Source organism: Butyrivibrio sp. NATIVEDY162 (assembly GCF_045999815.1).
In the GTDB taxonomy this organism is placed as follows: domain Bacteria; phylum Bacillota; class Clostridia; order Lachnospirales; family Lachnospiraceae; genus Butyrivibrio.
Genome location: NZ_CP172573.1, coordinates 974555 through 988125 on the forward strand (window position 1 = coordinate 974555; position 13571 = coordinate 988125).

Annotated in this window: 13 protein-coding genes and 1 pseudogene; 1 reads left to right on the top strand and 13 read right to left on the bottom strand. The window is 42.2% G+C overall.

Annotated features, from left to right (window positions below; genetic code table 11):
- Positions 1-11: 11 nt before the first annotated feature.
- Positions 12-296, bottom strand: coding sequence for a co-chaperone GroES (groES, locus tag ACHCNF_RS03945; RefSeq protein ID WP_408071496.1), 285 nt, complete (start codon positions 294-296; stop codon positions 12-14).
- Positions 297-435: 139 nt separating this feature from the next.
- Positions 436-1332 carry a metallophosphoesterase family protein gene (locus ACHCNF_RS03950; RefSeq protein ID WP_408071497.1) on the bottom strand — a complete coding sequence of 299 codons (897 nt, stop codon included), beginning with the start codon at positions 1330-1332 and terminating at the stop codon, positions 436-438.
- A 130-nt stretch (positions 1333-1462) separates the two neighbouring features.
- Here ACHCNF_RS03950 and ACHCNF_RS03955 point away from each other — a divergent pair, with 130 nt between their 5' ends.
- Entirely contained in the window at positions 1463-1762 is a 300-nt protein-coding gene (locus ACHCNF_RS03955; RefSeq protein WP_408071498.1) for a hypothetical protein, read from the top strand.
- Positions 1763-1840: 78 nt separating this feature from the next.
- Here the strand turns inward: ACHCNF_RS03955 and ACHCNF_RS03960 are convergent, their stop codons facing one another.
- The 11 genes and pseudogenes from ACHCNF_RS03960 to ACHCNF_RS04010 all read right to left on the bottom strand — a co-directional run bounded on the left by ACHCNF_RS03960 (position 1841) and on the right by ACHCNF_RS04010 (position 13514).
- Positions 1841-4252 carry a glycoside hydrolase family 3 protein gene (locus tag ACHCNF_RS03960; RefSeq protein ID WP_408071499.1) on the bottom strand — a complete coding sequence of 804 codons (2412 nt, stop codon included), beginning with the start codon at positions 4250-4252 and terminating at the stop codon, positions 1841-1843.
- Positions 4253-4484: 232 nt separating this feature from the next.
- Positions 4485-5657, bottom strand: a complete 1173-nt coding sequence (locus ACHCNF_RS03965; RefSeq protein WP_408071500.1) for a recombinase family protein — start codon at positions 5655-5657, stop codon at positions 4485-4487.
- Between the two features lie 370 nt (positions 5658-6027).
- Positions 6028-7947: a tetracycline resistance ribosomal protection protein Tet(W) gene (gene tet(W) / locus ACHCNF_RS03970; protein WP_002586627.1), complete on the bottom strand. Its 1920-nt coding sequence runs from the start codon at positions 7945-7947 to the stop codon at positions 6028-6030.
- 652 nt (positions 7948-8599) lie between these two features.
- Positions 8600-8728, bottom strand: a pseudogene (locus ACHCNF_RS03975) (Maff2 family mobile element protein); the annotation flags it as partial.
- Positions 8729-8934: 206 nt separating this feature from the next.
- Complete coding sequence (locus tag ACHCNF_RS03980; protein WP_294207132.1) at positions 8935-9186, bottom strand: hypothetical protein; 252 nt, start codon at positions 9184-9186, stop codon at positions 8935-8937.
- 188 nt (positions 9187-9374) lie between these two features.
- Positions 9375-11150: a VirD4-like conjugal transfer protein, CD1115 family gene (locus ACHCNF_RS03985; protein ID WP_408071502.1), complete on the bottom strand. Its 1776-nt coding sequence runs from the start codon at positions 11148-11150 to the stop codon at positions 9375-9377.
- Positions 11147-11632, bottom strand: coding sequence for a PcfB family protein (locus tag ACHCNF_RS03990; RefSeq protein ID WP_408071503.1), 486 nt, complete (start codon positions 11630-11632; stop codon positions 11147-11149). The genes ACHCNF_RS03985 and ACHCNF_RS03990 overlap by 4 nt, the downstream gene beginning before the upstream one ends.
- Before the next feature lie 29 nt (positions 11633-11661).
- Complete coding sequence (locus tag ACHCNF_RS03995) at positions 11662-11991, bottom strand: DUF7768 domain-containing protein (protein ID WP_408071504.1); 330 nt, start codon at positions 11989-11991, stop codon at positions 11662-11664.
- A 12-nt stretch (positions 11992-12003) separates the two neighbouring features.
- Positions 12004-12414: a hypothetical protein gene (locus ACHCNF_RS04000; RefSeq protein ID WP_004602786.1), complete on the bottom strand. Its 411-nt coding sequence runs from the start codon at positions 12412-12414 to the stop codon at positions 12004-12006.
- Between the two features lie 12 nt (positions 12415-12426).
- Positions 12427-13290 carry a DUF6017 domain-containing protein gene (locus ACHCNF_RS04005; protein WP_408071505.1) on the bottom strand — a complete coding sequence of 288 codons (864 nt, stop codon included), beginning with the start codon at positions 13288-13290 and terminating at the stop codon, positions 12427-12429.
- Between the two features lie 11 nt (positions 13291-13301).
- Positions 13302-13514 (bottom strand): hypothetical protein, encoded by a 213-nt coding sequence (locus ACHCNF_RS04010; protein WP_408071506.1) that lies wholly within the window; start codon positions 13512-13514, stop codon positions 13302-13304.
- Positions 13515-13571 lie beyond the last annotated feature (57 nt).

A 13571-nucleotide genomic window follows, 5' to 3' on the forward strand; every position in this document is an offset into this window, starting at 1 on the left:
CTATCTGTTATTTATTTGATAATTGCAAGAATATCATTCTGCTTAACTATAATGTAGGTAACATCATCAAGCTTAACCTCTGTTCCGGCATACTTGGAATAGATTACGTTGTCGCCTACTTTAACCTGCATCTTAACTTCCTTACCATCAACGATGCCGCCGGGTCCTACTGCGATAACCTCTGCCTGCTGGGGCTTCTCCTTCTCTGCTCCGGGAAGAACGATTCCGGACTTAGTAGTCTCCTCAGCTTCAAGTGCTTTAAGCACAACTCTGTCTGCAAGTGGTTCTAACTTCATTACTATTGCCTCCTTTATATCTTCATTGTATTATTAACTTTTTCATTGTTAGCACTCATCTGTTTTGAGTGCTAATCACTAAAAAATATATTACCACACACCAAAAAAATTGCAATACCCCATTCATGAATATTTTGTGTCATGTATTCTTTTTTGGTCTTGGTATTTCTTTTCCCAAAAGATCAATATAATTTCTCTTCAGTGCCTCAGCCCAATACATCTCCGGAATTGCAGGCCATCTGACCATACCCCTGTCCTCTTCGCACAGTTTCATGGCTTGGAGAAGTACGGATTCTGCTAGATCTACTCCTGTTCTTATGGTATGCATTTGTATTGCAGCCCAGGCAGGTGCATATTCCATAAGACCGCTTGTCTGAAAATCCTTCAAAAGAGCATGTCTGTCATATTTTACCTGGACAAGTTCCTCTTCCCAGCCGCTTTTCCCGCTGTGAATGATTGCGAATTCTGCATCACAGTTCTTGTTTCTCGGAAGTCCCAATGCGCCGGGATTTACAGCTCTTTTATTCCTGTACACAAAGCTTTCCTGTACATGCGTGTGCCCGTGAAGCAATATGTCTGTTTTCATTTTGTTGAGTACACGTTTTGTGCTCCGTTTATCTCCAAACAAGAGCTCTGAAACTCCTGTGGGTGAACCGTGGCAATATTCAAAACCATAGACACCTTTTGGATTCCATATGCCATAGATTGGAAGCTTGTCAAAGAAATCAAAATCTTTTTCCGAAAGCTGCTCATATGTATATAAAAGCGATCCGCTTCCTGAGCCTTTGTTCCATCCGGTCTCATTGTTTTTTCTGTAATTAAGCAGATACTCTTCGCGGTTTCCCCTTACGATATAGCATTGAAAGTACTGCTTTAATACGTATATGAGCTCCATTGTCTTTTTTGCCCCGGGACAGTCAGATACAAAATCACCAAGCAATATGTAATTTGTAATGCCATTTCCCATACAATAATCCACGCAGGCCTGAAGCGCTCTGTCATTTCCATGAATGTCACTAAATACCGCTATATCCAACAGTTACTCCTTCATAATTCTCAAGTTTTTATTTTTTTATAATAAGTTGTTAATAGATAAAAAAATGCCCCTGTGCGAAAATATACTAAAGGTTTTTTATCTAATGTGTCTATTATAATGGAGGATAGTTATGGCAGGCAATCGTGAAGATTTAATCCGTTCTCTTGCCGGAGTCATGGGCATGAGTGGTGAAGCAAAAAAGAAGGATTCCCACTTTGATCCCTCTACCGGTACACTATATTGCGGAAGTAAGGTTTTCTCACAAAATGATATCGCTGAAGCAAAAAAATTCTGTGAGACTAATATGAAGAAAATGGCTGATATTGGTGATAATGCCGCCATGTATTATGAAATAGCCGCTTCTGCAGTTGAGCTTCTTGAACAGGATAGTGTTAAAAACGGCGGCAAGGTCGTTGTGAAGGACATGTGATGAGAGCCTTCATATTTTCCAAAAAATATAGTCTTTTCCCCATTTATTACAAATGAGGAAAAGACCTTTTTATTTAAATCAATCAATTCTTAAAATAAGTGTAAGTATATTCCTTGCCGCCTTTTCAAGATCATCTCTCGAAATTGCTCCTTTTTCAAGAGCTGCCATTATTCTGTCAGGATATCCGCAGCCCATCTTCATGTCATTTCCTGCCTTGCATTCCTTATAGTTTTCACCAAAGGTCCACCAGTCAGTTGTTACCATGCCATCAAAGTCCCACTCGCCTCGAAGGATTCCATTTATAAGGTCCTCATTCTCAGATGCGCGTCTGCCGTTGATGATGTTATATGAGGTCATTACGCTCCAAGGATGTGCCTCTTTTACAACGATTTCAAAGCCTTTAAGGTAGATCTCGCGTATAGCTCTTTCAGAAGCTCTTGAATCGCTGTTCTTACGATTGGTTTCTTTATTATTGAGGGCAAAGTGCTTAATGGTAGCTGCTATGTGGTTACTCTGTATTCCGCGAACCATGCCGGCTGCCATTTTTCCTGTAAGCAGAGGATCTTCAGAATAATATTCGAAGTTTCTTCCGCAAAGAGGTGATCTGTGGATGTTCATGGCAGGTGTAAGCCATACCCCTATGTTGTTTTCCTTTACCTCTTCACCACCGGCAACTCCAACACTTTGTGCTACTTCCGGATCCCAGGTGCAGGCAAGCAGTGTTGAGCACGGAAATGCTGTGGTCTTTACACCAACCTGTGGCTGAATTCTAAGACCTGCAGGACCATCAGCTGTCATGACATTGGGAATTCCATAATCGGTATTATTGCCGTATCCAAACGTATTAGCAACTCCTGTGTTAGGTTGTCCTCCAACAAGCCATGCAAGATCTTCATCAGAAAGGTTTCCAATGAATTCGTCCAACGTAATTTTTCCTGTGAAAACATCTACAAGCTGTGGCTTTTCTGCCGGTCTGTAGCGGTTAACATTTTTTTCAAAGCGTACCGCAGGTGACATGCCCTCAAGTTCGTCTTCAGTTAAATCAACAAGTGCATTCTCACTATATTTTGATGCATCGCCCTGTTCTAGCATCTCATAGGATCCGTCAGCAAGAAGTCTTTTTTGTAATGCCACTGGAGTCATTTTTTCTGTAAGCTGACATACAACTCTATTTTCATCAACTATGTATTCGTCTTCAGAAAGCTTTGCATTTCTCACATCAGTTCCGATATAAAATTTGTATTTACCCTTCTCAAGAACATATGCAGATTTCTGTATTTTTCCAAGATCATCGTAAGAACTGAGTGTGTACACAGGAATTTCTATTGTTATCTTCTGTGTCTGTCCCGGCTCGAGCAAAGCTGTCTTTTTAAACCCTACCAACGTTCTGGAAGGCTTTCCAAGTTTTCCCTGGGGTGCGCTGCAATAAACCTGAACGACCTCTTTTCCTGCATACTCTCCGATGTTGGTCACATTTGCTTTTACAGTTATTGTGTCTTCATCCTCTTTGACCCTAACACGGTTAATACTAAAATTGGTATAGGACAGACCATATCCGAAGGGATAAACTACTTTGTCGGAAGCATTCTTTATAGTCTCAAAATATCTGTATCCTACATAAATATCCTCTTCGTACTCAACGTAATCATCCGAATCATGAAAATGTTCTGTTCCGGGATAATCAGAAAGATTCCTTGCAAATGTATCCGAAAGCTTACCGCTTGGATTGCCAAGTCCGCAAAGGAGTTCAGCTGTAGCAAGGCCGCCCTCCATTCCTCCCTGCCATGCAATTAAAGCAGCATCTATATCCTTGCTGTTTTTTATCCAGGAAACATCAAACATTCCGCCTATGTTAAGTACAACAACGGTGTGTTCAAAGGATGCACTTACTGTATTGATAAGGTTCTCTTCAGCCTTTGAAAGGTAGAAATCACCTCTCTCAAAAATCTCATTTGTTACATCTATAAGGTTCTGATCTACGCCCTTAAATTTCCTGTCAATCGCCTTGTCACTTTTTCTGTCCCAGCCCTCACCTGAGTATCTGCTAAGTGAAATAATTGCAGTGTCAGTAAAAGCTTTTGCTTTTGACAAAATCTCGTCCGGAAGCTTGGGTTCAGGTATAAGTCCGGGCATTTTCCCCTCTTTATAAAGTCCCTTTACATAGTCCTCATAGAATTCGATAGAATCCTCAAATAGTGAAACCTGTGGTCCGAGTTTCTTAAACCCTTCAGCGAGATTGGTCACATAGGGAACAGTAACGTCTCCACTACCGCCGCCACCTTTTACATAGTCTATAGAAGCTTTTCCAAAAAGCGCTATTTTCTTACCTCTTTCAAGCGGTAATGTTTTCTTTTTGTTCTTTAAAAGTACCATGCCTTCTTTTGCAGCATTCTTGGAAATCACTATATGTTCCTTAGATGCTGTAACCCTGTCTTTGTCCTCATAAAGAGGAAGATTGGGATGATACTTTATTCGTGCCCATTTTTCCATTGTAAAATACCTCCATACATTAATACCCTTTTTATAAAAAACATTATAATTACTCCGTCTTAGTTTCTATATCAAAAAAGTTAGATGTATGAAAAATATCTCTGAAATTTAATTAACTCATCATTATATAATGCTGCAGAAAAAAAGCCGGGCATTACCCATTTGGGTAATGTCCGGTTTTTTAATATTTTGCCGAGTATATTTGTTTTACATCAAAAACAATAATTACTTATTAGCGATAGCTGCCTGTGCTGCAACAGGCAGTCGACGTAGCTTTATCATTTAAAGATTGCAGATGCTGTTTTTTTTTCCAATCGGAAGCCTCTTGCTTATATACCTCATTACCGTATGCCGGATTTAAATACCAGATAAATGTTCCGTGATCAAAAACAATCTGATCAACGAAATTATCAATCACAGTATCAGGTATCTTAGCCCTGGCATCAAAGGCAGTCATCTTGATAAACTCAGAAAGACTTTCAATGCGTCTGTCCTTTGCGCCATTATCTTCCAATTCTAAAACCCGTTGTCTGCATTCGTCATTTAATTTCTCTAATTTTGAAATCTGATCTTCTAATTTCTTTTTCTTGCTTCGGAAGACTTCTCTGGAAATATCTCCTTCAGAACACATATCAACCAGATTAGCAAGCTGTCTGTTCAGCTTCTCAATCTGACGATTGTTTGCTTCAAGCCTTTCTTTATCGTTTCTCTCAGGAGCCTTTACTTCAGCAACATCCTGCGCCATAGCCATAGCTTCTTTATAGATTGCATCTTTATTTCCAAGAAGCTTCTTGAAAACAAAATCGGCCTGAACCTCTAATTTCCATCCCATAAATGATGAGTTATCACAAATGCCTTCAATATCAAGTCCTTTTTTAAGTCTTCCTGCAGGAGTACCTGTTCGTAACTGACCGTAGCACTGATAGATATAACTAAGTGTTCCATCATTAGCCTTATGAGCAATCCTTCGATTCATTGCATGACCACAAGTACAAACGACCTTATTACCCCAGATATGTTTGCATGGTGACTGACCAACAGATCTGCCTCTCTTGTCACGCTTTCCAATTCGATGTTTTGCTCTTATCTCCTGAGCCCTATCAAAATCTTCCGGTGAAACCAGCTTCTCATGGGATCCTTCTACATATACCTTGTCAACGGCCCCATAATTATTGATTTTCTTCTGAACCAGATAATCCGGAACGTATTGCTTACGGTATACGATTCTGCCACAATAAAAAGGATTTCTAAGAACTCTGTTGATATTACCAGACTGCCATCTAGTAAGGCCTGTGGCTGTCTTACGCCCTTCCTGCTCCATGATGTCCTGAATCTTACGAACACCATTACCAGCCAAGTATAGCTCAAAGATTCTTTTCACAGTGTCGGCCTGTTCCTTATTCACAACAAGCTTATCACCAACTCTGTCATACCCAAGAATATTGCCATTGCCATATAGGACTCCATACCTTGCCTTTCTTCACGCACACAACAAGGCGAGCACCGCATTCCGGGCAGACCATATACGAAGTTGTACTAGCTGACTCCATAAGAAATCCACCACATCTGTGGCAGCAAACCACGCATTCCCCAATTTTTATCTAGAACTTTGTTTATTATTCCGGCAGGAGTATTGTTCTTTGCATAATCAGAAAAGGATATATCACAGCTAGTTCCAATTACACTTATGTAATTATCTGTAGTGAATTTTATCCATATTATATCTTGAGGCGATATCTCATTAATTTTCGCATAATCAAATCGTCTTTTTATCTTTACATTACCTTCTGAAACATATGGCGCACCTTGTCCAGGCGGCTGTTTGGACGGCGGGGCTGGATGACCGGCTGACCGACAGCGGCCTGATATCCTTTCAGCTCTGTAAGGCATACGCTCCGCCCGTTGGTGTAAAAGGCCAGATCAGTACGGTATGCCTGTATACAGCGGGCGGGAATCTCGCCAGTAAAGACAACTTCATCCTTTTTTACCTGGGCCGTTTCGATGGTGGCACAGTATTTCGGTGCATCATGATAAGCCCTGGAAAGGTATTCCTGGGGCGCATAGAGGATGAAGGAGAGATAAGGTTCCAGCAGCTGCGTCCCCGATTCCTTCAATGCCTGTTCCAATACAATCGGGGCCAATGAGCGGAAGTCCGCCGGCGTGCTGACCGGACTGTAATAAAGCCCGTATTCAAAGCAAATCTTACAGTCCGTTACGTTCCAGCCGAACAAGCCCTGCTCCAGCCCGTAACGGATACCATCCCTGACAGCGTTTTGAAAACTCTGGTTCAAGTATCCCAGCGAAACCCGGCTCTCGTATTGTACACCGGAGCCAAGCGAGAGTGGTGTAACAGACAGTCCTATGGATGCCCAAAACGGGTTGGGCGGCACCTCGATATGGATGGTGTGGCTGGCTGCTTTGAGCGGCCGCTCCATATAAATGACGGAGGGTTCCTTTACCACTGTTTCAAGCTTGTATTTTTCCGACAGCAAAGCGGAAACAACCTCCAACTGCACCCGGCCCAAAAAAGAAAGAATGATCTCATGGGTGATGGAATCCACTTCGCAACGCAAAAGCGGGTCAGTATCCGCAAGTTGCGTAAGAGCGTCCAGCAGCCGTTCTCTTTGCGCTGCCGTTTTCGGCGCAATCGTCGTCCGCAGCATGGGGAGGGGGTCCTCGCGCCACCTTTTACGAGGGAGCCGGGTTTGGTCCCCTAATACATCGTTTAACCTCACGCTGTCGCTGGGAAGGATAACAATTTCACCCTGATAAGCGGTGTCTGTCCGAACAATTTCCCCTTTGGATGGAATACGCATCTCTGTGATTTTCAGCTTTTCTCTCCCGGCCAGGGCCACCGTATCCCGCAGGCGCAGCGTTCCGCTGTATAACCGTAGATAGACACGCCGCTGGCCGCAATCGGTGTACTCAACCTTGAAAACGCTGCCGCATAGGGCGGCGCCCCCCTGTTCCCCAATCGGTTGGAACAGCCCTGTCACCGCATCCATCAACGGTTGAATGCCAAGGCCATTTTTGGCGCTGCCATGATAGACTGGGAACAGGGAGGCGTCTTGAACCCGCTGCTGTTCCTCCCGCGCAAGTTTTTCCCGGCTGATTGGTTCTCCTGCGATATACTTTTCCAATAATTCATCGTTATTTTCGATGACCGCATCCCATGCTTCTATGTCGGTATTTTCCTCCAGGACTATTTCCGGGGACAGCGACACCGTCTGCTTGATGATAATATCGGCGGAGAGCTTATCCCGAACAGACTGAACCACGCTCTGCAAATCAACGCCAGCCTGGTCGATCTTGTTGATAAAGATAACGGTGGGAATGTTCATTTTCCGCAGGGCATGGAACAGAATACGGGTCTGGGCCTGCACGCCATCTTTAGCGGAGATCACCAAGATGGCCCCATCTAAAACAGCCAAAGAGCGGTACACCTCCGCCAAAAAATCCATGTGGCCGGGCGTATCCACAATGTTAACTTTACATCTGTGCCACTGGAAGGAAGTGACTGCCGCTTGAATGGTAATCCCACGCTGCCGCTCCAAAAACATGGTGTCCGTCCTCGTTGTCCCTTTTTCGACGCTCCCCGGTTCTGAAATGGCTCCGCTGGCATATAGCAGGCTCTCCGTCAAGGTCGTCTTTCCAGCGTCTACATGGGCAAGAATTCCAATATTGATTATTTTCATGTGATTGTCCTCCCTTTACAGCCCCAAAGGGCATAAAAATCCCCAGCAGTAAAATACTTTTACCACTGGGGATTATAAGTTGCGGACATACACATATACAGCATACACCTGTTTGTGATTGCTGTTTTTGGGGATATGTCAAAATTGATAAGGCAAAAGTATTCTTAAATTGGGTACAAAAAACTAAGCCCCTACAAAAGGAGCTATCATAATCCTTTGTTCCCACTATTTGATTATAGTTTTATTTAAGAATACCTTGCCGCATATTTTTTACTCCTTTTCTGGATTAAATCATTGTATCACATCAGTTTTAGGAAAGCAAGTACCTAAAAGAAATTTTTCTTCCCCTTATATGTAACAATCATACCGGCTTCCTAGCGTTCAGAATGTTTTCTGCTGTCTGCTGTGGTGTTTGGTTGGAATTGTCCAACCAAAAGCCGATCCGTGGTGTTGTCTGCATTTTACTAAATACAAATTCAATGTATACAGAAAGATATAAGGAGTGGGAGGGATTCCGCCGTAGTTGGCATTGTAGGAAAATCCAAAAGTTTAGATTTTCCCACAATGCTTATCTTTTGGTCTTTGGTTCGGAATAGTGTAGTGCTGGCGGTCTATCTCTTGTTTTCGGTTGCTTGCTTCCTTACCGTACATGAGCATTAGCTCCAGGGTTGTCATTGCCGTAACCCTCCATGAGGTTTACAACGCCCCAAATTCCAAGACCTGCACCAAGTGCGATAACGAGTGTCTGAAGTACGCCTACTGCTGAGTTGAAAAATGCCATAATAAAATCCTCCTGTTTTCTTAAAAAATTGTTTTTGGTTTCTTTGTATTTAGTTGTCCTTCCAAAGCCCCGTCGACTGAACTTTGAAAATGCGCGCATTAAAAAAAGCCCCTAATGCGACTGCACTAGAAGCTCTTTCTCAAAATTAAAAAACTACAACAAAAAAGCACCAACCATAATAGATTGATGCTCTCTTGCTTTCATGATTAGTCAAAATCATATGGATTGCTATAACACATCCAATCAAGCGGATAAGAAAGACCATATTTCTCATCGAATTCAGCCTGGCGTTTTGCACGCTTCTTAGCCTGATTTGCTAATGCTTTCTTAGACTGTTTCTTAGTCGCCTGATCATTAGCAACTCTTGCCTTGTAGGCCTTATTGTTTGGATTATGCTGATTAGCGTAATTATCCAATTCTTTTTGACTGTGTGTCTTAGATGATACACCTTTTGCCATGACTATCTCCTTTCTCCTTGATTCCATTAATAACATGCAATAATCACGCACCGGATAGCGGACAATACTGTCACCTTCTTAGCTGAATTCGATAACAAATCGAATTATCCCTGCATTTGATTATCTCTCAAGGTTGGAGATTGATTTTTACCGAAATAAAAATCATCAATAATATTTTAGTCAAGACATCAGTTATTATCAACATCAAACACTTCATATTCATCATTTGGATGAAGGACAAGCTTTCTGTTCAGATACTTCTCAATATCGAACCAGTTCTTCTTGTCATAGTCTGCTGTCAGCGGATAGTTTGGATGTTTTGTCAGGTCATACTTATCTGAGAGAAAAGGTCTCACACCTCTCACCTGCACAATACATTTACTGCCATCCATAACAGCAAGCTCATCCATACTCATCAGCTCTTTGCCGAGCTTCTGATAATTCATATTGTAAGACTCCTGTGAGCCCTTGGTGTTTCCTGTGGTGTACATATCAATAGTTTCCTTACCTAGAATCTCTGTAAGATCCTTGAGTGTTGTCTTCTCAGTGCCACCAAGGAAGATCTGTGAATCCATGTTGCCGATTATGGTATCCGCATTATCTTTGTAGATTGCCTTTAACTGAGACTTTGCCTGAAGCACCAGGCAGGCACTAATCTCACGGGATCTGATGGTTGCCACAAGTTTTTCCAAGTTAGGAATCTGTCCGATATTGGCGCACTCATCTACAAGGCACCTTACATGGACCGGAAGCCTTCCACCGTAAACATCATCAGCTTTCTCGCATAAGAGATTGAACAACTGCGTGTACACCATAGATATCAGGAAATTAAAAGTGGCGTCCGTATCTGACATAATCAGAAACAACGCCGTCTTCTTATCACCGATAGTATCCAGTTGTAATTCATCATAAGCTGTAATCTCTCGAAGCTCCTTGATATCGAATGGAGCCAGTCTGGCGCCACAGCTTACAAGGATTGACTTTGCTGTCTTTCCAGCTGCTAATTTGTATTTCTTATATTGGCGAACTGCAAAATGATTTGGATCTTTTTCTTCCAGCTCATCAAAGAGCATATCGACTGCATTTTTGAACTCCTCATCATCTTCTCTGACCTCCATTGCATTGATCATTTCAAGAAGTGTTGTGAAGTTCTGTTCCTCTATCGGAGCCTCATAATGGATGTAGCCTATAAGCGCTGAATACAGCAATTTTTCGGCCTTTTCCCAGAATTCATCACCGCCTTTTCCTTCACCTTTGGTGTTGGCAATCAGCGTAGTTACAAGCTTTAGGATATCCTTCTCACTATGAATATACGCGAAAGGATTGTAATGCATACTCTTGTTAAAGTTGATGGTATTGAAGATTTTAATTCGATACCCCTTCTTCAAAAGTGCATTGCCACATTCAAGAACCACGCTTCCCTTTGGATCAGTTACTACAAACGAACAAGGATAATCCTTACTGTCACACTGTAACAAGTTCGGCTTAATAAAAAACCTCGTTTTACCTGAACCGGAACCACCTACAACCAGCACATTCTTATTTCTTGCGTACTTTGGCTGAGACGGTCTGGAACTAAGTGTAATCTGCTCTGTCTGAGAGAGAATCACATTATTCTTCGGATCAGGATCTTTGAAAGGTTCTATGTCGGAGGGCTTCCCCCATCTGGCTGAACCATATTCTGAGCCATGCCGAAATTTCTTGGCATTCTTTCCCTTTAGATAAACTGCAAGTCTTAGTGCTGCACCACAGGCTGCACCAATAAGCAAATCAAAGGGATGTAAACTAGGAAGCGGATTCGTAAATGCGGTTTGAAATCCACCTCCGATAATAAGCCCCTGAAGCTTTTCCGAAGCATTCATCCCTTCTGCTATTCTCCAGGCCTCACCTAAGTTGGTAGCAAACAGGCCTATTGCAACATAAGGGATATTCAGGATAATCTTCTTTTTTAATTTCTGATTCATCGTGTCTGCTCCTTCCTCTTCTCTACTACCTTGCGAGGTATAGAAGCAACCTTTTCCTTAAGTTTCTTAAGCTTACCAAGTACGCTCTCCTTTGCACCTTTTTCTTTTCCAAGGGTTCTCTTGGTATAATCAGCTACCAGATCAGAGATAGCATCTGCATCCTGAGCCTTGAAAAAAATCTTATACGTACCAGCTTCTTTGTCTTTTACCACTGCATAATCAACTCCGTACTTCCTGGCAAGGCGATTAAACAAATGGATATCTTCTCCATCCAGCTCTATCTTCTGAGCACCTTTGCCCTGCTTGATGAGCTTTTTCACCGGCATCTTACCGGTCTTAACCTTTTCCTTCCCGAAGTACTTTTTATCATGCCTATGACGCAAATAAGCTTTTAGAACATTAAGTAACAACCTGGCTGTTGGCTTAACACCTTTTTCCACCATGAAATGGAGCGACTTGGCTGATGACTCTTCATTAACCATGAACTATCGCCTCCTTCCTGACTAACATCCTACAAGCCAATTACTCCATCTAAGGTTGTAACAATAACCTTGGACTTTCTGGCTATTGCGATATCATCCTTCACTTCCTCATTCTGCTTATTACCACAGATAACAAGGAATCTGGCTCTGCGAAGAAGATCCTCTGACATTTCCTTGAATCTCTTATGCGCTTCTGTATCCTCAGCTGAAAAGATTCCATCAAAAGCAAGGATAGGACAAAGAGGAAGATACCCTTCCTTTACCAGTTCCTGACAGTATTTCCTGGCATCTTCTTTTGCTACAACCGGATTCTTATTCCATGCTGCAGTAACATAGGCTCTTGGTATTGTTCTACTCATGATTTTCCTCCCTTAATCAACACGCATTGCAGAAAAGCAAGCGTCTCCTGCCTTCAAAGTATCCATCTGTGCCATAGCAACCTCTAAGAGATCACCAATCTCATCATCAGGAATAGCCTTAAGCACATTCCCAGCTCTTTGAAAAATAAGCACGCTGCCAACTAAATACTCTTCACCCTCTGCCTTAAAAAGCTTATCTTTGTTGTAAACAGCAATATAATCTGACTTTCCAAGGTGAGTCCCTGCCCCACAAGTAGCCATCTGATCAAGGATTGTCTCTGCTTCCTTCATAGAAATCTGTCTGATTTTACCGTTGGTTCCAAGAATCACAGCATGAGCATCTGGCCTGGATACATCTGTCTCCGGTACTTTAATTCCATCCTTAATAGGATCAAGCTGAATATCAATTGTAATCTGTTCCATTGTCATTCCTCCTTAGATTTTTCCTGTCGCCATGTCATGCTGGACCAGCGACTGATAATAGTTGTTAATCGTAATTGGCGCATTATAAAGTGCTGCCACTATGTATTTCTTCACATTGCGAACCTTTGTAGTCTTGTCCTTCATACTGTCCATTACAAACTGGATATGGCTGCTATCCAGCTTCATGAATCTGCTTTTCACTACATTAATAGGCTTTTTATCCCCGGATATAGTGATAAACTTCTGATTGCTGCACAGCACATCCAGGATTATGTCAAAAATCTCATCTATCTCTTCTACTCCATAGGGGTAGCGCTCTTTGAGTATCTCTATATCCAGTGACTGGTATAAATATTGTCTGTATAGCTCCCTCTCATCTTCTCTACTCTTAGATAAGATAAGATTAGTATTACTACACTCAGTATTATTTGACTCAGTATTATTAGGTGGTGATTCTCGACATTCCGGGCTGGTGATTTTCACTACACCGGCATGGTGATTTTCACCACTCCGGACTGGTGATTCCTGAAGCAGGATAAAGTTCTTCACATAGATCCTGTCAGGTTTACAAAGTCCCTGCTTAACTCTTTCGATAAGTCCATAGCTCTCAAGTTCCTTTAAAAGCTTTAAAGCCTTCTGACTCGCACAATGCAAATCCTCCTGAATACTGACAAGGGTGTAATAGACATACACTCTGCCCTCTTCATCAATCCAATGATTCTTCTTGGAAAGAGATACTCGATTTAGAAATAGTCCATACAGAACCTTGGCATCCGTAGAAAGCTTTGCGAACTTCTCATCCTTAAAGAGCACCTGAGGAATCCTATAGAAGGCAAACTGTTCAGACTCTTCTTCATAAAAATAGCCAAAGTTCATATTGCACCTCTTTAAGCATTACCAGTAGCAGCACTGTTACTTCTGCTGTCAGCAACAAGATTCTTATAGCAGGGAAAGCAAAATGACCTTCCATTACCGTAAGGGCAAGGATTACTGCAATTGCAAGGTGTAACTGGGCCAAGCTTAGGTGCAACACTGTGTGGCACTCTTGAAATGCCATTTTTGTCAAAGTTCTTCTGAACTCTCATATATTTCTTACTCATCTTAGATATCTCCTTTCGCCATAAGAAAAGGCCCCGAAGCCTAAGCTTCGAAGCCTT